Here is a 19074-nt window from a genome sequence, read left to right as displayed (position 1 = left end):
AGAGAATGTATGCAATTTAATGAATAAATTCTCATGAGCGTTTTTAGATAATTATTCACTCAAAGGAGTTAAAATGGATTATTACTACTCGGAAACATTAATGATTGATAAATACCCTGGGATTCATTTGCTTCAGGATCATATAGGAACAAACTATGGAGTTCCATGGGATGACTTCGGATATATCATTACGTTCAAAGTATATTATGTCAGAGATATTGATAAGATAAAAATTGGCAATATAAAAATGCTTTCCAAAGCAAATGAAAATACATCACTTTACTTTAAAGAATATGGTGAAGAAATTGAGATAAAAATTATTAATATTAATGGCGTACTGTCTGAAAATAAGTTGGTTTCGATTGGTGAAGATATAGACTATTATAAAAAGATAAACACACTATTTAAATCTGAGGAAATAGATTCCCTGCTAGAATCTTTATGTGATGCAGGGTATTTTCTCGGGAATCAAGGAGAATACTCTGAATGGGGTGGATATTCAGGTAGTTTAATGAGAGGAAGTTCTTCTGCTGCAATTTTGAAAAAAGGATATCAAATAGCACTGGGGAGATATAATCCTAAAACTAAATTTGACCTGAACATTGAAAGCCTCGGTGATAGTTTTGACCCTATTAATTTTAAATTTAACATGGATAGAAAGGTTGGGAAGTCAAATATCTGTCTTATAATCGGAAAGAATGGTGTTGGCAAAACCCATATATTGAAGAGAATAAGTGAAGTTATAACAGGTGTTACAGACGGTGAAGAGCACCCACCTTATTTTCACAAGTTAATAGTTATTGCGCACTCACCATTTGAAGACTTCTATACGGAAAATGAAATATTCAATAAGCTAACAGTAAAATATTCACGGCAAGGCTCTTTGGCTAACAAAAAAAGCTTGAAACGAAAACGTTTACATGTAAATGAATACTCTTATATAGGGTTTAGAAATCAGGATGGAATCTTTGACCCGGAATACCCAGTTTTAAAAAGCGTTGAATCAATTATTAAAATACTTAGTTATGATGAAGAAAACGGTTGGTGGAATGATAAAACGAGATTTCAACTTCTAAAAGAAACATTATCCATTTCAATAGAATTTGATTCAATATCGACACTGGATAATGGTGGTGAAGAAATTTGCATAAACGAAAAAACCAAAATCAATAGCATTAAAGAAAACATAAATTTAAAAAAAGGATTAATCTTTAAAAAAAACGGTGCCATAATCCCTCTAAGCTCAGGTCAGAAAATTTATACATATATGATTCCGGCAATAATATCTGAGCTTGAAGAAGAAAGTTTATTAATCCTCGATGAACCTGAGCTTTACTTACACCCTGAGCTTGAAGTTGGTTTGATAAACATGCTCAAGAACATTTTGGATGAAACAAAATCTTTTTCTATAATTGCCACTCATTCATCAATATTGACACGTGAAGTTGAAAGAGATGCAGTAACTATATTACGAAAAATTGAAGGGAACACTAAAGTATTTAGATCCTCAGTTGAAACATATGGGGAGTCAATTGATGTAATAGTCTCGGAAGTATTCGATGATGAATATGTAAGCAAGCCTTATCAAAAAGAGATTGATAAATATTTCATTCGCGATAGCTCATCTATTTCTGAAATTAAGGGGTATATCGGCAATGATGCATTAGCTTATGCACTTTCAAAATCAGATGATGACAAGATGTCTGTTGAGGATGAATAATGAAATACTTAGGCGAGCTCATGGAAAATCAGCCTTGCACATGGCTTGATGCGGCAAGAGGAAGTAAAAAAGAAAATGTTCAACAACTTGAACTTATAGCTGAAGAACTCTCTGAGAATTATAGCTCATATGATAACCTGATAGATTCTAGTAATGATGCGCTACCTGATAGTGCATTCCTACAACATTCTGATCTATTAATTGACTATTATGAAAAAGCACCAAAGGAATTAAACAAATTATTACTTGAAAGAAGAAATGAACACGAACTTTCCTTTTGCCCTTACTGCGGAAACCCAATGATTCCTGACACTTTAGATCATTTTATCCCTAAAGGAAAATGGCCTGAATTTTCTATTTTTCCTAATAATCTAGTACCTCAGTGTAGAGGTTGCGCTCCAGTAAAAGGCGAGCATTATTATTGCATTGAAAATAATTTAGCTATGTTTATACATCCTATTTATTTCAATTTTCTGGAGAATTTTCGTTTCTCAATGAATGTCTCATTAAATACTGAAAGCAATGATATATCTGTAGTGGTAAAGTTAAAAAGAATTATAGAAACTCAGGCTGATGACCAAAGGCGAGTGATTATTCATGCGGAAAAATTAAAAATTAAATCACGAATTATTCATTATTGCAAAAAGGAATTCCGGCAATGGAAGAGAAGATTGGCCAATGCAAAATTTGACGTGAGTACAGCATTAAAGCAACGTTTATCAGAGATTCCACAGCCAGACATTGGTAAAGATTGGCAGAGTGCATTTTATTCTGCCTTGTTACAAAATCAAGAGATTATTGATTACATGAATTCCTTGCATCCTGCAGAAAATTTGCATCAACAGTCCAATCATGCGGTAGATTTAGATTTTTGACTAATTTTTTTCATAGGCTTATGAACAGCATAGGCCTATGTGTAAGTATTTTAGCAAAGTGGCTCACTCTGTTTCAGAGATCGTCAGACAAGCTGATTAGTTACCCTTTAAAGCGAACTTCCGCTTCACGCCCTGAGACATTCGACAAGCTTTTTATGGCTTCAGTAAGGGCGACTGTCGCGCTTCGAGAGCCAGCAAATACTTTGCTTCATCGTACTGGGTTCTGGTCTTCCAGCAGCGGTAAATGATCCTTATCCATTTGAATGCCAGAGCCCGGATTGCAGATTGGTGAGATTTTCCTTTTTCTCGCAGTCCCTGATAATAAAGTCTGGCCCAGTATGATGAGGTAACCGTCTTGGCAGCCCATTCAACAAAGGTCTGCCTGACGAACTTGGCACACTGCCATCGCCAGTGAACCCAGGATTTCTGGGCGCTTCGTTCTGTCACCGGCGCAACACCTGCGTAGTTTTGAATTTCTTCAGCGCTGTTAAACCGGTCACGGTTATCACCCAGTGCAGCAAGCATCCGTGGGCCCATACACGGCCCCATGCCCGGAAGTGATTTGAACAGCCCCGCATCTGGCAATGTGTCAAACAGCGCTTCGATTCGTTCGTCATAGGTTTTGATGATTTCACTCACGACTTTAATTTGTGTCGCCAGTACTGTTGCCATCAAAGCATTAGCCTCTATAACACTCGGGTCTGTCGTCAATGGGATCGCGTTATCAATACTCGCAACACGCTGCTCGGTAAGGGCTATTGCGCGGCCACCTTTGGCATTCAGAAAGTTGCGGATCGTGTCGCGCCTGGCTCGTTTCAGTTGTTGCAAACTGGGCCACCGGATAATCAGCTCACACAATAGTAAGCTACCCCGATGTGAGAACCACTCCAGTGGCTGAGGATAATACTGTTTAAGCGTGTTGATTATCCGGTTCACAAAACGACGTTTATCTTCAACCAACTGACGACGTTGCTCAACCAGTTGCTGAAGTATCCAGGGAAACCTTTATCGATTACGACGCCGTGATGCAGGCGCCTATTCATCGCGTGTTCGCCGAGCCAGATACGCAGAAGCGCCGTGCGGCGATCCGAGAGATCTATGCCGAAAACGTCCTGGTTTACGAACCCGGCGTCGAAGCGAGCGGGTATGAAGGTATCGAACAGGTCGTCAACGAGGTGTTATCGCAGGCGCCTGCGGGCTTTGTTTTCGGCACCTTCGGGCCGGCGGTCGGGCACCACGGTATCGGCCGCCTGCGCTGGCACTTCGGGCCGCAAGAAGGGCCACCGGCGATAACCGGGCTTGATGTTGTCGAGATCCTCGACGGCAAGATCACCAAACTTTACGTGTTTATCGACCCCATGCCGGCCTAAGGCCCACGTCAATTGAAAGGTTGTCAGGGGCATCCTGCCATTGCGCGGATGGCTGGAAAGAAGGCGTTCAGTTAACCAAGCGAGGCGGTATCTGGCCATGGTGATATTTTCACCATGGCCATTTAAAAACAATTTAACGGCGTAAATGCAGATCCCTGCCGATACCAAATGAGAATCTCGGGTTTTTGTTTTAATGTGGTTTTCTATGCTGGATTTGTTTTTATAGGTGGTTATTAGTGCTGGGTTTTGTGCGGTGACTGGTTTTTTTATACAAAATTCAAAGGGTACAACGATTACAGTTGCCGTTAATTTTAATAGAAATTATTATCATTTGCATCTTGATTTCAAGAAAATAGAATAAATCATTCTAAGATTTACCCCAAATCCTGAGGATTTTCATTTTATGGGCGTTCGCAATTTAATCACCTTTTTAATGTTCATTGTTTTTTTAACCGGGTCCAGCATCGCTAATGCCGCCACCACCACCTTAACAGATGTTATGGGGCGGCAGGTTACGGTCGAGACGCCTGTAAAGCGGGCTATCTTAGGGTTTAACTTCGAAGATTACATGGCTGTGGGCGGGGAAGCCGCATTCGATCACGTAATAGGTATTTCGCGTGAAGCGTGGCGGGGAAAAGTACCTGCCAATTGGAATATGTATGTTAAACAGATGCCATCCCTTGCCCGTATCGCCGATATTGGTGAAGTCGATCTCCATAATATCTCGCTTGAAAATATCATATCGTTAAAACCTGACGTGGTTATTTTGGCTCAGTGGCAGTATGTCGCTTTAAAATATGAAGTGTCTCGCCTTGAAGCGTTGAAAATCCCGGTGGTTGTGATCGACTACAATGCTCAAACGGTAGAAAAGCATGTCAGCTCTACCAAAATATTTGGAATACTGACGGGGCAAGAAAAACGGGCGCAGGAACTCTCGGACCTTTATGCCAATAACATTGCAGATGTGCAACGCAGAGTGAATAGTTCAGGCCTGAAAAAACCCAAGGTTTATATTGAATTCGGGAATAAGGGGCCTGGCGAATATTCATTTACCTATGGCGAGAACATGTGGGGCGCGATGCTGAAACTCGCCGGCGCGGATAATATCGCCGCATCGCTTTTTGAGTGGTGGGGTGTCATTAATCCAGAGCAGGTTCTGGTTGCGATGCCAGATGCGATCTTTATCTCGGGCAGAGAAAACAACAAGGTTTCGTCGGCACTGTCAATGGGGGTTGGCGTTGATAAAAATATGGCCACTCAGCAGCTTATCGGTTTCTCTGCGCGTAATGGCTGGGCCTCGCTGCCGGCGATAAAAAACAAACAGCTCTTCGGTGTCTATCAAGGCGCATCCAGAACGCTTTCCGATTTCGCCATGATTCAGTTTATTGCCAAATCACTTTACCCAGAGCAGTTTAAAGATGTGGATCCGGTCAAGAATTACCTGGATTACTATGCTAAGTATCTGCCGGTGAAACCCGAAGGGACGTTCGCTATTTCTGCATGGCAGTGAATTTTAATCCGCTTTAAATAGCGGATTCAGACTGCTGACAAAGCCCGTTATTAGGGAGAGCGTGCCGAAGGGGTCGTAACGGCCTTGGCCGTCGGAGCGCCCCTCGGTGCGCTAGGCCCGGGTATCTCGGGTTCAAAGACAACTTTGTCATCAACCTTAATCCGCTTTAAATAGCGGATTTTACTGCCAGTCCCCCACTAAACGCGTCAATTCAAACGGTGGGGGCTTTATTACTGACGAACGGCATTTTGAATGGCATGCGATGGTGGCTTTGTCAGTGTCTTCACTTTCAAATGTAACCAGAGCATGAGGTCAGGGGAGGCTGTCGATCGGTGTCTAAAAGGTTGCCGTTGCCCAATAAGCGGCTATCATCTCTCATTTACGCCCTTGCCGCCTCTGAAAGGATTATCTGCCGCTATGCCCGTGAATTTTGATCTCAACGATCTTTATGCTTTTCGAGCGCTGGTTGAATACGGCAATTTTCGGCTTGCCGCAGAGTCCATCTGTCTTTCGCAGTCAGCATTGAGCCGCAGGATAGAGAAGCTGGAATCCGCGCTGGGCATCAAGTTGTTCGACAGAACCACCCGGCGCGTCACGCTGACGCTGTATGGGCAGACCTTTGCCGGGCGTTCAGACCAGCTACTGGCGAATGTCGAGTCGGTATTAGCGGATATCAATAAGGTCAGCCAGGATCGCGTGGGGTTGGTCACCGTCGCCACGGTGCCTTCGGCGGCCTACTATTTCATGCCCGACGTGATCCGCCGTTTCCAGGCCCGCTACCCACGGGTACGCGTCAAGCTTATCGATAGCAGTGCGGGTAACGTCATCGAAGCGGTTGCCAGCGGCCAGGCGGATTTCGGCATCTGTTTTGCGACCAGTCTGCAACCCAATATCGAATTTTTGCCGCTGGTGGGGGATGTCTACGTGGCTGCCTGCAGGCGCGATCATCCCATCGCCAGTAAAAAAAGCCTGACCTGGCGCGAGTTTTATCAGCAGGATTATGTGGGGTTGGACAAGACGTCCGGTAACCGCAATCTGCTCGACCAGATGCTGGAGCACATCATCCCTGAGCGCCCCAGCATCTGCGAAACCCGTCATGTGACGACCATGCTGGGCATGGTTGAAGCGGGTGTCGGCATTGCCGCCGTACCCGCCATGTCGATGCCGGCGTCAGAGCATTCGGTGTTGACTCAGCTGCCGCTGACCGACCCGGTGGTGAAGCGCACGGTTGGCCTGATCCGGCGCAGCGGGCGCATGCAGTCCTACGTTGCCGCCGAGTTGGAAAAGTTGATCACTGAACAGTATCGGGCTGTTTAACCGGCTGTTCAACTTTCACGGTTCTCATCCCGGTGGCGCGAATGGTGTTTTGCGCCTCGGTGGAAGACAGGAAATCCAGTAGCGCTTTGCCTTCCTGGCGGTGTTCCGCTTTGGCGACGACCGCGCCGGCAAAGCGGGTAATGTACTGCACATCCTCAGGCAGTTCGCCGATAAAGGTGACGCCCGGCACCGGCAGCAGTTCACTCACTTGCTGGAAACCTACCGCATATTTCCCTTTCGCCACTTCGGATGCCACCGGGGTGCGTTCAATCATATGCGCCTTCTCTTTCACCTGGTCTTCGATACCCAATTTTTTGAACAGCTGGCTGCTGACATAGCGGCCGCTGGCACTGTCCGAATAAGCAATGGATTGGGCATTCAGCAGGGTAGTGCGCAGATCGCTATCCTTTTGGATATTGGGTTTGGGGTCGCCTTGTTTGACCACCATGCCAATCGGCGAGTCGGCCAGCTCCACACGCGACCCCGGCTGGATCCAGTTATCCTTTTCCAGATTTTTCAGCGCATCGCCCACCATGATCACCACATCGGCCTTTTCTCCGCGAGCCAGGCGCGCGGGGATCGCCTGCGGTGTTTTACCCATGGAAGGGCCGGACACCAAAATGATGTGGTCGCCGCTCTTGGCTTCAAATTGCGGGGCCAGTTTTTCCAGTGCGGCTTTAAACCCGCCGGAGATCATGACGGTCACGTCTTTGGCCAGCGCTCCGGTGCTGACAGAGGAAAGCACCAGCGTGGCGAGGAGTGAACGATAAATTTTTTGCATGACGTAATCCCTGATTTAACGTGCAGTTTGGAGTGACAAGGTGCTGCGACGGTACAGATAAAGCGTCGCCAGTAATGCGCATACGGCAGCAAAACTCATCCAGTAGCCGGGTGAGGCCTTATCGCCGGTGTACTCAATCAGTGCGGTAGAAATAACCGGCGTAAACCCGCCGAAGACCGCAGTCGCCAGGCTGTAGGCCAGCGAGAAACCGGCAACCCGGACCTCCGTCGGCATGATCTCCGTTAACGCCGGGATCATGGCGCCGTTGTAGAGGCCGTAGAGGAAGGACAACCACAACAATACCGTCAGCATCATAGAGAAGCTGGGGGCTTCAGCAAGCAGGTTAAGTGCCGGATAGGCAGTGATCAGCGCCAGCAGCGCCATGGTCACCAGGACCGGCTTACGGCCGAAACGGTCCGACAGGGCGCCGCCTACCGGCAGCCAAAGGAAGTTGGAGATCGCGACCAGCAAGGTCACCAGCAGACTGTCGGAGGCGCTGAGCATCAGCACTTTTTTACCGAAGGTCGGCGCATAGACGGTGATCAGATAAAACGCGGTGGTGGTCATGGCGACCATCAGCATGCCGGCGATAACCACCTGCCAGTTCGCCAACAGGGTTTTGAACACGTCGCGCATCGCCAGGTGGTTGCGGCGGGCGGCGAACTCCTGAGTTTCTTCCAGTTTGCGGCGCAGGAAAAAGATGAAAGGCACAATCAGGCAGCCGAACAGGAAAGGCAGGCGCCAGCCCCACTCGCGAATGGCGCTTTCTTCCATGAAGGCATTCAGTGCGAAGCCCATCGCCGCAGCCACCATAATGGCCACTTGCTGGCTGCCGGACTGCCAACTGGTGTAAAAGCCTTTACGGCCTGGCGTGGCAATCTCGGCCAGGTAAACCGATACGCCGCCCAGCTCAGCACCCGCCGAGAAGCCTTGCAATAAACGGCCGGCCAGCACCAGCAACGGCGCCCAGAGCCCGATCGTCTGATAGGACGGGATGAGCACAATCAGGAAGGTCCCGGCGGCCATGATCGAGAGGGTCACGATCAGCCCCTTGCGTCTGCCGACTTTATCGATGTACGCGCCCAGCACGATTGCGCCGATAGGGCGCATCAGAAAGCCTGCGCCGAAGACTGCGAAGGTCATCATCAGCGAGGCAAATTCACTGCTGGCCGGGAAAAAGGTATGGGCGATGTAGGTGGCATAAAACCCGAACAGGAAAAAATCAAATTGCTCCAGAAAGTTGCCGGAGGTCACGCGTAATATCGCGCTGGTTCTTGCCCGAATCGTCATGGGTGCGTTAGGTGAATGCATCTTTATCTCCAGTTTGCTTTGGCGCTTTTACCGCGTCTGTTTCTGCAGACTGGACCATGAAAATAAAGTAAATAAGCGCAATAAACTCATGAACTGATGCGTTTGGCGCATCAATTATCGTTAACAATTGGCGGCGATAAGCTGTAACGGGCCATTAACAACATTGCCCTGTACTGCCTGGTTCGTTACAGGCTAAAAACTTCATGCGCGTTTTGTGACAGGGTTCATACAAGGCGAAGGGGCAGAAAAATGCTGAACGGGGTGCAAAAAGGAGGCGTTTGGGTTCTCCGCAGAGTAGCCCAGGATTGAGCTTCTTTCTTACGCAAAAAAGATGACCGTCCGTTGCGGGGTTTTTGTGGCGTGGTGTTTGGCTCGCTTCTGATCTGACGACCACAACGAATCTGCCGCGACCCCTTAATCGGCCCCAACAAAACTCGCGCTGATCGCAAACCTGGCCCTGAGGAAAAGGCTAGCGCAGCCGCGAGGGTGGCAGGCCAAAGCGCTGAGTGAATCGTTCAGCAAACCGCGAAACCGATTTGTAGCCGCAGGCATCAGCCACCTGCGCCATGTTCCAGCGGGTAGTTTGTATCAGCATCAGGCCGTGGTGCATGCGTATATCCACGAGCAGCTTCTCAAAGCTGCCCCCTTCCTCGCGTAAGCGTCTGCGCAGGGTGGATTCACTCATCGCCAGTGCTTCGCCGGCAGAGCGCGCGGTCCAGTCGGTTTCTGGTGAAACACGCAGCAGATGGCTTAAGCGCGGTAAAACGCCCTGTCGCCGGGGCAGAGCAAAATGAATGTTTTGTTCTGCCAGGACCAGCAGCAAGTCGAATATCCTCAAACGTATTCTTGCATCACTGAGATTCGACTGCGCCAGGTTTTTCAGCAACGTTTGCAACGACTCTCGCAGCGCGCCGTTAAGCGCCGTCGCGGTAAATTTCGGCTTCTTTCTGTCACCTGAGAGAGATAAATGGCTTTGCGAGAACTGATAAAAAGATTCCAGCACATCGGCACTGAAAGTCAGGAACAGCGATCGGAACGGGGAGCCGTTATCCGGAGGAAACTTGGTATAATCAGCAATGACGCCCTGATCTATAAAACCCACGCCGGCCGTATCAGCCAGGGTATGACTTTCTCCTGAGGTCAGAAATTCAATTCTCCCCGCCAGTACGATTAGCACCGTCGGTTCGAAGAAGCAAAATGAGGGTGTGCTTTGTCTCACCCTGAGCTGCGGATAAGCCACCGAAACCAGATTATCGCGGCTGAGACTGCTGCCATCATAGTCTGACCAGGAAAGAGATTCATTGCTCATGGCGTCTGGTTCATCCGGGACAATCAACCGGCTTTCTCTGGTCATTATTTACCTGTCGATGGCTCGTGGTGAGTTAAATCTTCACGTCCGGATTCAGGGTATAGATCCCTGTCAGCGTGGCTGTTGCCAGTACATTGCTGTTTTCCAGTGCCCGACGAACGTTAGCGCCAGTCAACTCTCCCTCTACGTTTAATGTCGGCATCGGAATAGCATATAACGTGAATATGTAATGATGAACCAATTCATCATTCCACGGCGGGCAGGGACCATCATAGCCATAATATGTTCCGGCCATTGACTCATCACCGGCAAACCACGCGGTGTAATCATTGATACCATGGATAAGACCGTCTGGTGCGGAAGGACCCTGCTTACCTCTGGCAGAAATGCCGCTGGACTGAGTGCCTTCAATAATTTCGCCCTGATCCGCCGGAATGTTCAACAGCGACCAGTGATAGAAATCTGCACGGGGCAGAGACGCCGGAACGGTTTTCCCCGGTTGATTGACATCTTCTGCGCTGGTTGGAACATCAGGATCGTGGCAAAGAAGCACCAGAGACTGTGTGCCTGCCGGCACATCTTCCCAGGCAAGATGTGGGTTGAGGTTGTCAGATAAACGAATGCGGTTTTCTGGATCATAAACGGCAAAACTGTTCTTGCCTGGGATAGCTTCACCGTCTTTAAAACTGTGGCTGTACAATTTCATGTTATTGCCTTATCAATTGCGGAAAACACGATTATACGACCATTGTACATCCTGAGATTTACTCATCCGGTCAAATTACTTCCTTAAGCTGTCATTCTGACTGGGTGTGTTGGGGCGGTTGAGCTCACAGCTCATCGCAGACCTGACGACCCTTCAGTCAGGCCTAGACGCGGTCGTATTGTGTTAAACAATGAAGAGCAGCTCAGCCCGGTTGGTGGTTTAGGGTATTTGGCGATTGATCAGATCGCCTAACCCCGGACTGAGTTTCCTTCAAATGCTCTGATATGTGGCGACGTTATTTGGCCAAGAGTTCTTTGCGGACGATTTCTGCGCCTGCACTTAACGCATCCAGCTTGCCTCTCGCGACTCCGCGAGGTAAAGGGATCATGCCGCAGTTAGTGCAAGGATAGAGCTTGTCGGCGTCTACAAACTGAAGCGCTTTACGAAGCGTCGCGGCGACTTCCTCCGGTGTTTCAATGGTATTGCTTGCCACGTCAATGGCCCCGACCATCACCTTTTTACCGCGAATGAGTTCCATCAGCTCCATGGGAACATGGGAGTTTTGACATTCCAGCGAGATGATATCGATATTGGATTTTTGCAGTTTTGGAAAAATCTCTTCATATTGCCGCCACTCTGTTCCCAGCGTCTTTTTCCAATCGGTATTGGCTTTGATGCCATAACCGTAGCAAATGTGTACAGCCGTTTCGCACTTAAGCCCTTCAATGGCTCTTTCTAACGTGGCAATGCCCCAATCGTTCACCTCATCAAAGAAAACATTAAAGGCGGGCTCATCAAACTGGATGATATCGACACCGGCAGCTTCTAATTCTTTGGCTTCTTCATTGAGAATTTTAGCGAATTCCCAGGCCAGCTTTTCGCGGCTTTTATAGTGGTTATCGTACAGCGTATCTATCATGGTCATCGGGCCTGGCAGGGCCCATTTAATCGGTTGGTCGGTTTGCTGGCGTAAAAATTTGGCATCTTCGACAAAAACCGATTTTTGGCGACTCACAGGACCCACGACTGTCGGTACGCTCGCATCATAGCGATTACGGATTTTAACGATCTCACGTTTCTCAAAATCAACGCCGTTGAGGTGCTCAATAAAGGTAGTGACAAAATGTTGGCGCGTTTGCTCGCCGTCACTGACAATATCGATACCTGCCTGCTGCTGATCTTCCAGGCACAAACGCAGGGCATCTTGTTTGCCGTCGATTAATTCCTGGTCTTGCAATTTCCAGGGTGACCAAAGTGTCTCAGGTTGTGCCAGCCAAGAGGGCTTAGGTAAGCTGCCGGCAGTTGAAGTCGGTAATAACTTTTTCATAATAGATGACCCTTTTTTTTGTTAATCAAGCAGCGTAGTTCGCAGACCATTGCTCAAGAATAGTTTGGTATGGCTTAATAAAGTTATCTTCAGTAAACTTTCCCTGCTCAATAGCCAACTGGCTACGTTCTTCTCGATCATAAAGGATTCGAGTCAAAGAATAATCCTGCTGATTCAAGCTTGGCTGATAGTATTGCCCTGCCGCAGAGTTAGCATTGTAAATCTCTGGGCGGTAAATCTTTTGGAAAGTCTCCATCGTGCTGATGGTACTGATAAGTTCAAGATTAGTGTAATCGCTGAGCAAGTCGCCATTAAAATAAAAAGCCAAAGGCGCAACACTGTTTTTCGGCATAAAGTAGCGAGCCTGTAACCCCATTTTATTGAAATATTCATCGGTCAATGAAGGTTCATCTTGCTGATATTCCACGCCCAATACAGGGTGCTCATTGCCCGTCCGGTAATAGGTGTTTTTACTTGAAACGCTTAGGCATATAACAGGCGGTTTATTAAAGTTATCTCTGTACGCATCTGAACTGACAAAATATTTAAATATATTGCCGTGTAAATCACCAAAATTATCTGGTGTGCTGAATTTTTGTTGGTTCTTATTGTGCGCTGACAGCAATACGCTAAAATCATAATCGCGCACATAAGAGGAGAAATTATTGCCAACAATACCTGCAATGCGTTCGTTGGTTTTTTTATCAACGATATGGGTTTTCAATATTTCAATCACTGGGAAGCTGTCGCCATTGCCTTCAATATTCATCTCGACAGAAATGATTTCAAGTTCGACAGAATAACGATCGCCTTTTGGGTTGTCCCAATGCGCCAGAGCATTGAAGCGATTGTCAATCATCGCTAACGTGTTGTGCAGGTTCTCCTGGCGGTTCTTTCCTCGGGCCAAATTAGCAAAGTTGGTCGTGATACGCGTATTTTCGGAAGGGTTATAATTTTCATCGAAAACGCTGCTCTTAAGAGTAAATGTAAAATCTTTATTCATAGTGTTCTGCACCCTGAGTTCTGACATGAAAACTGAATTTATTTGTTGATTTCCCAGAAGCTACTGGTTTTCTCTTTCGTCAGTCTTCATGTTGTCAATAAGTTAACAATGCATCTTTTATGCCAGAGCCATTGGATGAGTGAAAGCGACTTAATTTCATTACCACATGAGCCATCTTCATGATGTGACCGATCGTCATGTCCGGCCTTGCTGCAGAAGCCCCGACCCACAAGATTTACCTACTAATCCAGCCGGATGCTAGTAACGTCGGCTTCTCGCTCAGAGCCGATATGGAACCCTGCCAAGGTCAGGCAAGAGCCAGAAGCGGACACCACTAACATCCTGCAGTGTCGATCAAAGGATAGCCTGTCACCTCGGATGCACAGGCACCTGTTTACGCACTGCATTAGACAGAACCAACGACGTGGTCACTGAACCATGAACCGCCAGGGCATCGACGATGGCTTCCAAATCGGTCGGTTGAGAAAACACACAGCGTACGATGAAGCAGTCCTCTCCCGTGATCCTGTCAGCTTCTATCACCTCAGGGATATCTTTAAATAACGCCAGATATTGTTTTATGTATTGGTGGGTTGTGCGTACTCGCAGGATCGCCTGTAATCCCAGACCTACCTCTCGCAAATTGATGCGTGCGCCGTATCCTTCGATGACACCTGCGCTTTCGAGTTTTTTGACCCGTTCGCTCATCGCTGGTTGTGAAAGTCCAATGCATTTGCCCAGAGAGGCCAAACTCTGACGTGCGTTCGTTTGAAGTGCTTCCAAAATTTGGCGATCTTTGCTGTCAAGCTCCATGCTAATCCTTTGCTCAAAATGTAGATGAATCATCGGTTAATCGGGCTCTATTTCGATGATTTGCCATTCAGGAACGATGTGTCATTCGCCTACATTATGTGAACACCTATTTGGGAATCAAGACATGACATCTTCAATATTGCTTCTTCCGGGAATTGGCAACTCGGGCTCTGGACACTGGCAAACGCTATGGGCACAAACTGACGCGTCAATGACCCTCATTTCGGGACAAGACTGGGATCATCCGATTTGCGAAGAGTGGGTCGAAAATTTAGAAACTGCCGTCAGAAAGACCGGGCCAGACGTCATTTTGGTCGCTCATAGCCTTGGCTGCCTGCAGGTTGCGAACTGGGCACAATATAGCCGCACGGTTGTGAGAGGCGCTTTGCTGGTCGCGGTACCCGATCCCACACGCGATGTGTTTCCAGAAGAGGCGAAGGGGTTTGGTTTTCCCCGGAGTGACAAGCGTTTCGCATTTCCGAGCATGATGATTGCCAGTTCCAATGACCCTTATGCCGGTATCCATTACAGCCAGCGCTGTGCCGATGCCTGGGGCAGTAGCCTGGTCAATATCGGTGAGCGAGGGCATATCAACGCAGCCAGCGGACTCGGTGACTGGCCTCAGGGGCGATCATGGTTAAAAGAGCTTATTGCCATGTCCATGAGCGGCTCCTGACATCATTAAATCCACCGAAAGGCCCCTTAAACACCAAGAATTCACGCCACACCGGTTACGGAAAGCTAAATGAACAATTCATCCAACACGCCTGTCATATTTATCAATGGGTTAATCGATAACACTTAATTTCAAAACAAGTTTATCAGGTGCGCCGTAAAACCCCAGTCCTTCAGGGCGGGGATATGAGGCGCGGTTTTCCGACTAACAGGCAACGTCTTAATTGGCTCAGTTTTCGGGGCGGTTAAACCTCGCGTTTTTCCGCCCATTTCAGCATTGCATCGAGAGCAGGGCACAGCGCTTGCCCCCACTCAGTGAGCCGATATTCCACTTTCGGCGGCACCTGGGGATATACCTTCCGCGACACGATCCCGTCGGCTTCCAGCTGTCGCAGTTGTTGCGCCAGCATCTTCTGCGAAATGCCGGGGATCAGTTTTTCAAAATCGGAATAGCGCTGTACCTTCCCGTCGAACAGATGAAAAAGAATGATTAATTTCCAGCGGCCTTCCAGCAACCGCAGGACCTGCTCCACGCCGCTTGCGGCCGATTCCGGGCTATATAACTTACTCACAATTCAGTAGCTCACTTTTTCGTGCGTACTTGTCAATTTCACAGTCTATGTTGAAGATATCCGTACTGTAAATAACGGGAGTACAGAGCCATGTCATTATCGCTACCGCAGGCTATTTCTACCTATTTTTCGATCAGTAATGGTGCCGATATCGCCGGCGTTAAGCAGTGTTTTACCGCCGATGCCGTCGTGTTCGACGAAGGTAAAACCCATCAGGGGCACGCAGCGATCGAGGCATGGCAACGTGCCGCGCAGGCCACGTTTGACTACAGCGTTGAGCCGATTCAGGTTCTTGCCGAAGGCGACCGGGTGACGGTCACCTCGAATGTCGTTGGTAACTTTCCCGGCAGCCCGGTAGAGCTTAAGCATGCTTTCGGCCTGGTCGGCGACAAGATCAACACCCTGGAGATTTTCTGATGTCGTTGGATCTTGATTTCCAGGGTAAACGCGTGCTGGTTACCGCGGGCACCAAAGGCGTCGGTAAGGCGGTTGTCGGGCTGTTAAAACAGCAGGGTGCCAGGGTGCTAACCACTGCGCGCCACGCGCCCACGGAATGTATTGCGGACGTCTTCGTGGCGGCGGACCTGACCACGGTCAAAGGCTGTACCTCAGTAGCGGAAGCCGTTCAGGCGCATCTGGGAGGAGTCGACGTCATCGTCCATGTGGCGGGCGGTTCTACCGCACCCGGCGGTGGCTTTGCGGCGTTGGGCGAAGAGGAGTGGCAACAGGAACTCAATCTCAATCTGTTGCCTGCGGTACGCCTGGATCGTGCGCTGTTGCCAGGGATGCTGGCGCAGGGGAGCGGGGTGATCATTCACGTCACCTCTATCCAGCGTGAACTGCCGTTACCGGAATCGACCACCGGCTATGCGGCAGCTAAAGCGGCACTGTCAGCGTACAGCAAAAGCCTGTCGAAAGAGGTATCGCCGAAGGGGATTCGGGTGGTGCGCGTTGCGCCCGGCTGGATCGAAACCGAAGCTTCGGTGGCACTGGCGGAACGGCTGGCGCAGCAGGCGGGAACGGATTACGAAGGCGGCAAGCAGATCATTATGAATGCCCTCGGTGGCATTCCGCTGGGGCGTCCGTCAAAGCCCATTGAGGTGGCGAATCTTATTGCCTTCCTCGCGTCATCTTATGCTGCCACCATCACCGGTACCGAATATGTGATAGATGGCGGCACCATCCCGACGGTGTAACCCTGTACGGCTCATGCCGGGTAGCGAACAGGGTACCTGAAGATAGCTCTGCAACACCCCAGAATAAAGGGGGCAGAACCAGGAATTCAAAGCCGCGCAAGCGGCTTTTTTATGAAGTTTTAGGCGATTATCAGCATGGTTGCTGGGTGATACCAATCTCCTGTTCTCTTCTCCGCCAATGCTCGCTTATCGTATGCGCAGCTTGCCCGGCCTGCACGCTTTGGATCATGCCTACCGAGAGACTGCACGTCGCGGCGCCCCCGCGCGCAGTCCCGCCATAACGATGTCTATGAGCCAGGTTAGCTGCGGTTGCCACTCGTCATTAAAATCAAGCTGCCATATACCCGCAATGGCCAGGAAGAAGTCGTCAGTGGTAACCCCGATGTGGAGGGTTCCGGCTTCCTTATTTGCATCGAGTAGTCATTGAGCCGCAGCGATCACAGGGGCATGGCGTGCTTCACGGCGAGCACTCAAACGTACCATTTCAGCTGCAGCCAGGGCCGGTCCCATTGCGTCAAACGGTAGCATGGCGCTTCGGGGGGCTGGCGCCAGGTCATCGTTCAGGCTCTTAGCTGTGAAACGTCACAGACTCGCTAATATCGACGCGATCCATTTTCATGCGGTTACCTGGCGCACTTTCATCCGGATAGCCAAATGAGATGCCAAAGAGCATTTTCATGTCCTGGGGGATATTCAGGAACTGCCGTATGGGTTCAGCGTAGAAACCCAGGGAGGTCTGAGGAATACCACCGAGCCCGTGAGCAGCGAGTGACAGCAGCAGGGTCTGCCCGTACATGCCGATATCACCAGCTACCCTGACGTTATCACCAAAAGAAGGCATAAAAAGCAGGGCCACGTGTGGGGCATTGAAAAATGACAGGTTATAGCCTGAAGCCCGTTTACGGCCATCTATGTCACCGCGGGCAACGTCCAGTGCCTCGTAATACGCCTTGCCCTGTGCATTTTTACGCTCACCGTAGACCCCATAAAAATGGTTCATATCAAACGTAAAGTCTGGTGTCGTATCACTGGTCTGGTGTTTTTCGTGAAGCAAAACTGACAGCGCGGCAAGTTTCTGCCCAGACACAATATGTACGTTCCAGGGCTGTGTATTGCAGTTAGATGGCGCACGCTGCGCATCTTCCAGAACACGAGTAAGCGTGTCTTGCGGAACCGGCGTTGGCAGGAATCCGCGGTAAGAACGACGTGTGCGGACGGTTTCACTAAATGAAAGCACGCGACCGTCAAATTCGATGGATGTCAATTTGTTAGTCATGGGTATCTCTTTGAATGTGGGGAAGAGTTAAGCCGTCACTGCCCGGTTGCGCGCAATGATGACATCGTGCGTGAGTTGATCGCCGGCAGCCATGAACTCATTGATTAATACGTCCCGGTTCAGAGGCGCCCGAGCTTTATCTGCCGCCTGCAAGGCCAGGTTAAGCTCATCGGTTTTCAGCTCAGTGCAGTACGCCGGTGTGCCGGGTTGCTGCCGCCATGATTCGTTCAGGGGGCCAGCGTCAACGGCATCGAAGCCGGTCTGATTAACCAGCGCCAGCGTGACGGCTTTTGCGCTGGCGCTGTCGCCGGCAACCGGAATAGCGAAACGGGATTCAGAACCGTCGGCTACACCTTTCTCTGCCAGAGTGGCCGCCAGAACGGCATTCCAGGCTTTAATCAGAGGCCGTTTAAGCACTTCGCTGGCAAAGACGCTCTCCGGTTTTCCATTATTGATGTCGGCGATATCGCCATCGCGGAAGGGATAGTAATTAGAGGTATCGATGACAACCACGTTTTCAGGTACGCCAGTTAACAGCGCTGCCAATTCTGCATGTTTGTCAAACGGCGTGGAGAGGATGATGACGTCCACATCGTTAACCGCTTCCTGACGTTCAACCGCAATCGCACCCACCTCCTGAGCCAGATCCATAATCGTGTCCGGGCCTCTTGAGTTGGCCAGTTTGACCGCGTGGCCTTGGTTTGAAAGTTTACGCGCTAGCGTTGCGCCTATATTCCCGGCGCCAATGATGCCAATTTTCATTTAATACCTCTGTATCTGAGTCGTAGACGATTAACGGTTAGCCGGATGTGCAAAATCATTCAGAGTGTCACGAAGTTCTTCCAGCTTGGAATCCGATAACTGGCAGGCTGATTTGATGTTATCGGTGATGCGCCAGAGATCGTCCTGCAGCGCCTTGCCTTCATCCGTCAGGGTAATCAGCACCCGTCTTTCATCAGTGCGGTCACGCGTACGGCGGATCCGCCCGGCGGCCTCGAGACGCTTAAGTACCGGGGTGATGGTTCCTGTGTCCATGCCGAGTTTGCTTCCGAGATCGCCGACGGTGCGGGGCGTTTCATTAAATAACTCCAGCATCACCAGGTACTGAGGGAAGGTGAGCCCCAGCGGATCCAGAAAAGGTTTATGCATCCGGTTCATCCGGCTGGCCGCACCATAGAGTGCAAACGAAAGCTGTGTGCCGATTTCTCGGCGTGCCTGTGTTTTCATACCTGTCCAGTTATCTTGTTGTTGATTATCTAGTGCAACAGATAAAATGCTAAATCATTTTATCGGATAGGGGAAGTACGATCGCT

At 49.2% G+C, this 19074-nt stretch carries 19 protein-coding genes and 1 pseudogene; 8 read left to right on the top strand and 12 right to left on the bottom strand.

The window, feature by feature from the left end; translation table 11 throughout:
• Positions 1 to 73 precede the first annotated feature (73 nt).
• Positions 74 to 1720, top strand: a complete 1647-nt coding sequence (locus D4100_RS10815) for an AAA family ATPase (RefSeq protein ID WP_119804327.1) — start codon at positions 74 to 76, stop codon at positions 1718 to 1720.
• On the top strand, positions 1720 to 2595 hold the full coding sequence (locus tag D4100_RS10810) for an HNH endonuclease (RefSeq protein ID WP_119804326.1): 876 nt from the start codon (positions 1720 to 1722) through the stop codon (positions 2593 to 2595). The genes D4100_RS10815 and D4100_RS10810 overlap by 1 nt, the downstream gene beginning before the upstream one ends.
• Before the next feature lie 153 nt (positions 2596 to 2748).
• Here the strand turns inward: D4100_RS10810 and D4100_RS10805 are convergent.
• Positions 2749 to 3585, bottom strand: a pseudogene (locus D4100_RS10805) (transposase); the annotation flags it as partial.
• A 35-nt stretch (positions 3586 to 3620) separates the two neighbouring features.
• On the opposite strand from D4100_RS10805, the gene D4100_RS10800 reads away from it, so the two are divergent.
• The 3 genes from D4100_RS10800 (at position 3621) to psrA (ending at position 6792) form a co-directional block, all read left to right on the top strand.
• Complete coding sequence (locus tag D4100_RS10800) at positions 3621 to 3965, top strand: nuclear transport factor 2-like protein (protein WP_119804325.1); 345 nt, start codon at positions 3621 to 3623, stop codon at positions 3963 to 3965.
• A 403-nt stretch (positions 3966 to 4368) separates the two neighbouring features.
• A complete protein-coding gene (locus D4100_RS10795; protein WP_119804324.1) occupies positions 4369 to 5475 on the top strand; it encodes an ABC transporter substrate-binding protein in 1107 nt (368 codons plus the stop codon).
• 417 nt (positions 5476 to 5892) lie between these two features.
• Complete coding sequence (gene psrA / locus D4100_RS10790) at positions 5893 to 6792, top strand: L-proline-binding transcription factor PsrA (RefSeq protein ID WP_119804323.1); 900 nt, start codon at positions 5893 to 5895, stop codon at positions 6790 to 6792.
• Here the strand turns inward: psrA and D4100_RS10785 are convergent.
• The 7 genes from D4100_RS10785 to D4100_RS10755 form a co-directional block, all read right to left on the bottom strand.
• The gene (locus tag D4100_RS10785) at positions 6767 to 7573 is read right to left on the bottom strand and encodes a substrate-binding domain-containing protein (RefSeq protein WP_119804322.1); all 807 of its coding nucleotides are present in this window, start codon (positions 7571 to 7573) and stop codon (positions 6767 to 6769) included. The genes psrA and D4100_RS10785 overlap by 26 nt on opposite strands.
• Positions 7574 to 7588: 15 nt before the next feature.
• Positions 7589 to 8884 carry an MFS transporter gene (tcuC, locus tag D4100_RS10780; RefSeq protein ID WP_065506347.1) on the bottom strand — a complete coding sequence of 432 codons (1296 nt, stop codon included), beginning with the start codon at positions 8882 to 8884 and terminating at the stop codon, positions 7589 to 7591.
• A 469-nt stretch (positions 8885 to 9353) separates the two neighbouring features.
• Complete coding sequence (locus D4100_RS10775; RefSeq protein ID WP_119804321.1) at positions 9354 to 10238, bottom strand: AraC family transcriptional regulator; 885 nt, start codon at positions 10236 to 10238, stop codon at positions 9354 to 9356.
• 28 nt (positions 10239 to 10266) lie between these two features.
• Complete coding sequence (locus D4100_RS10770) at positions 10267 to 10899, bottom strand: YbhB/YbcL family Raf kinase inhibitor-like protein (protein ID WP_119804320.1); 633 nt, start codon at positions 10897 to 10899, stop codon at positions 10267 to 10269.
• A 295-nt stretch (positions 10900 to 11194) separates the two neighbouring features.
• Positions 11195 to 12226, bottom strand: a complete 1032-nt coding sequence (locus D4100_RS10765; RefSeq protein WP_006326418.1) for a methionine synthase — start codon at positions 12224 to 12226, stop codon at positions 11195 to 11197.
• A 25-nt stretch (positions 12227 to 12251) separates the two neighbouring features.
• Entirely contained in the window at positions 12252 to 13229 is a 978-nt protein-coding gene (locus D4100_RS10760) for a DUF1852 domain-containing protein (RefSeq protein ID WP_119804319.1), read from the bottom strand.
• Positions 13230 to 13598: 369 nt separating this feature from the next.
• On the bottom strand, positions 13599 to 14042 hold the full coding sequence (locus D4100_RS10755; RefSeq protein WP_119804318.1) for an Lrp/AsnC family transcriptional regulator: 444 nt from the start codon (positions 14040 to 14042) through the stop codon (positions 13599 to 13601).
• Positions 14043 to 14166: 124 nt separating this feature from the next.
• Between D4100_RS10755 and D4100_RS10750 the strand changes: the two genes are divergently transcribed.
• Positions 14167 to 14718, top strand: a complete 552-nt coding sequence (locus tag D4100_RS10750; protein WP_119804317.1) for an RBBP9/YdeN family alpha/beta hydrolase — start codon at positions 14167 to 14169, stop codon at positions 14716 to 14718.
• 244 nt (positions 14719 to 14962) lie between these two features.
• Here the strand turns inward: D4100_RS10750 and D4100_RS10745 are convergent, their stop codons facing one another.
• Positions 14963 to 15289, bottom strand: coding sequence for a winged helix-turn-helix transcriptional regulator (locus D4100_RS10745; protein WP_119804316.1), 327 nt, complete (start codon positions 15287 to 15289; stop codon positions 14963 to 14965).
• Positions 15290 to 15379: 90 nt separating this feature from the next.
• Between D4100_RS10745 and D4100_RS10740 the strand changes: the two genes are divergently transcribed.
• Both D4100_RS10740 and D4100_RS10735 read left to right on the top strand, forming a co-directional pair.
• On the top strand, positions 15380 to 15706 hold the full coding sequence (locus D4100_RS10740; protein WP_119804315.1) for a nuclear transport factor 2 family protein: 327 nt from the start codon (positions 15380 to 15382) through the stop codon (positions 15704 to 15706).
• Positions 15706 to 16485, top strand: coding sequence for an SDR family oxidoreductase (locus D4100_RS10735; RefSeq protein WP_119804314.1), 780 nt, complete (start codon positions 15706 to 15708; stop codon positions 16483 to 16485). The genes D4100_RS10740 and D4100_RS10735 overlap by 1 nt, the downstream gene beginning before the upstream one ends.
• A 568-nt stretch (positions 16486 to 17053) precedes the next feature.
• On the opposite strand, the gene D4100_RS10725 is transcribed toward D4100_RS10735, so the two are convergent.
• The 3 genes from D4100_RS10725 to D4100_RS10715 are packed head-to-tail and all read right to left on the bottom strand — an operon-like array spanning position 17054 to position 18988.
• Positions 17054 to 17761 carry a nitroreductase gene (locus tag D4100_RS10725; protein ID WP_119804313.1) on the bottom strand — a complete coding sequence of 236 codons (708 nt, stop codon included), beginning with the start codon at positions 17759 to 17761 and terminating at the stop codon, positions 17054 to 17056.
• Between the two features lie 27 nt (positions 17762 to 17788).
• On the bottom strand, positions 17789 to 18523 hold the full coding sequence (locus D4100_RS10720) for an NADPH-dependent F420 reductase (protein ID WP_119804312.1): 735 nt from the start codon (positions 18521 to 18523) through the stop codon (positions 17789 to 17791).
• 30 nt (positions 18524 to 18553) lie between these two features.
• Positions 18554 to 18988, bottom strand: a complete 435-nt coding sequence (locus D4100_RS10715) for a MarR family winged helix-turn-helix transcriptional regulator (RefSeq protein WP_172458732.1) — start codon at positions 18986 to 18988, stop codon at positions 18554 to 18556.
• Between the last annotated feature and the right edge of the window lie 86 nt (positions 18989 to 19074).

The organism is Serratia inhibens, from assembly GCF_003591175.1.
GTDB lineage: Bacteria > Pseudomonadota > Gammaproteobacteria > Enterobacterales > Enterobacteriaceae > Serratia > Serratia inhibens.
The sequence above is the reverse complement of the archived record's forward strand: the minus strand, read 5'-3'. Positions and strand labels throughout refer to the sequence as shown.

Coding starts and splice junctions, on each gene's coding strand:
- D4100_RS10740 (WP_119804315.1), top strand. CDS start 15,380: ATGTCATTATCGCTACCGCAGGCTATTTCTACCTATTTTTCGATCAGT.
- psrA (WP_119804323.1), top strand. CDS start 5,893: ATGCCCGTGAATTTTGATCTCAACGATCTTTATGCTTTTCGAGCGCTG.
- D4100_RS10810 (WP_119804326.1), top strand. CDS start 1,720: ATGAAATACTTAGGCGAGCTCATGGAAAATCAGCCTTGCACATGGCTT.
- D4100_RS10720 (WP_119804312.1), bottom strand. CDS start 18,523: ATGAAAATTGGCATCATTGGCGCCGGGAATATAGGCGCAACGCTAGCG.
- D4100_RS10770 (WP_119804320.1), bottom strand. CDS start 10,899: ATGAAATTGTACAGCCACAGTTTTAAAGACGGTGAAGCTATCCCAGGC.
- tcuC (WP_065506347.1), bottom strand. CDS start 8,884: ATGCATTCACCTAACGCACCCATGACGATTCGGGCAAGAACCAGCGCG.
- D4100_RS10775 (WP_119804321.1), bottom strand. CDS start 10,238: ATGACCAGAGAAAGCCGGTTGATTGTCCCGGATGAACCAGACGCCATG.
- D4100_RS10795 (WP_119804324.1), top strand. CDS start 4,369: ATGGGCGTTCGCAATTTAATCACCTTTTTAATGTTCATTGTTTTTTTA.
- D4100_RS10735 (WP_119804314.1), top strand. CDS start 15,706: ATGTCGTTGGATCTTGATTTCCAGGGTAAACGCGTGCTGGTTACCGCG.
- D4100_RS10755 (WP_119804318.1), bottom strand. CDS start 14,042: ATGGAGCTTGACAGCAAAGATCGCCAAATTTTGGAAGCACTTCAAACG.
- D4100_RS10785 (WP_119804322.1), bottom strand. CDS start 7,573: ATGCAAAAAATTTATCGTTCACTCCTCGCCACGCTGGTGCTTTCCTCT.
- D4100_RS10765 (WP_006326418.1), bottom strand. CDS start 12,226: ATGAAAAAGTTATTACCGACTTCAACTGCCGGCAGCTTACCTAAGCCC.
- D4100_RS10715 (WP_172458732.1), bottom strand. CDS start 18,988: ATGAAAACACAGGCACGCCGAGAAATCGGCACACAGCTTTCGTTTGCA.
- D4100_RS10760 (WP_119804319.1), bottom strand. CDS start 13,229: ATGAATAAAGATTTTACATTTACTCTTAAGAGCAGCGTTTTCGATGAA.
- D4100_RS10750 (WP_119804317.1), top strand. CDS start 14,167: ATGACATCTTCAATATTGCTTCTTCCGGGAATTGGCAACTCGGGCTCT.
- D4100_RS10815 (WP_119804327.1), top strand. CDS start 74: ATGGATTATTACTACTCGGAAACATTAATGATTGATAAATACCCTGGG.
- D4100_RS10800 (WP_119804325.1), top strand. CDS start 3,621: ATGCAGGCGCCTATTCATCGCGTGTTCGCCGAGCCAGATACGCAGAAG.
- D4100_RS10725 (WP_119804313.1), bottom strand. CDS start 17,761: ATGACTAACAAATTGACATCCATCGAATTTGACGGTCGCGTGCTTTCA.